The following is a 949-nucleotide window of genomic DNA, read 5'->3' as shown; positions in this document are numbered from 1 at the left end:
GGAGGGTTCAGCGGTTTCGGTGGCGGTGGCGGTGGTTCACAGCAACGTCGCTATCGGGGCAGCGATCTACGTGTCAAGGTAAAGATGACTTTGAAAGAAATCTCGACAGGAGTAGAAAAGAAATTCAAACTGAAAAAATATGTGCCGTGTAATCACTGTCATGGCACGGGTGCCGAAGGCGACGGCGGTTCGGAGATTTGTCCGACCTGTAAAGGTAGCGGTTCGGTGATCCGTAACCAGCAGACGATTCTGGGTACGATGCAGACCCGCGCCACTTGTCCTACTTGTAACGGTGAAGGTAAAATCATCAAGAACAAGTGTAAAGAGTGTGGCGGCGACGGTATCGTATATGGCGAAGAGGTAGTGACGGTGAAGATTCCTGCCGGAGTGGCAGAAGGTATGCAGCTCTCGATGGGCGGCAAGGGTAATGCCGGAAAGCATAATGGTGTGCCGGGCGACTTGCTGATTCTCGTAGAGGAAGAACCGCATCCGGACTTGATCCGCGACGAGAATGATCTGATCTATAACTTGCTGCTGAGTTTCCCGACTGCCGCACTGGGCGGTGCCGTGGAGATTCCGACAATCGACGGAAAAGTGAAAGTGAAGATCGACTCGGGTACTCAACCGGGAAAAGTGCTGCGTCTGCGCGGCAAAGGTCTGCCGAATGTCAATGGTTACGGTACGGGAGATTTGCTGGTTAATATCAGCATTTATGTGCCGGAAGCATTGAACAAGGAGGAAAAGAGCACGCTGGAAAAGATGGAGGCTTCGGACAACTTCAAGCCGAGTACATCGGTGAAGGAGAAGATCTTCAAGAAGTTCAAGAGCTTCTTTGACTAGCTTTCTTTGGCTGGGTCTGTTTTTAAGATCATAGTCATTCACACAGAGATATAATAAAGAGTGTGAATTCTAAGTCCTCTCCAAACAATATCTATAAAATCTTACCCAA

The 949-nt window shown here is 49.5% G+C and carries 1 protein-coding gene; it reads left to right on the top strand.

The features are described from left to right. Positions 1-840: DnaJ C-terminal domain-containing protein (locus DW640_RS23320; RefSeq protein ID WP_117579008.1), on the top strand; the 840-nt coding region annotated here is incomplete at its 5' end. Positions 841-949 lie beyond the last annotated feature (109 nt).

The sequence above is a fragment of the Bacteroides sp. AM23-12 genome (assembly GCF_003434395.1).
Classification (GTDB): domain Bacteria; phylum Bacteroidota; class Bacteroidia; order Bacteroidales; family Bacteroidaceae; genus Bacteroides; species Bacteroides thetaiotaomicron.
This window is presented reverse-complemented; position numbering and strand designations above follow the sequence as displayed.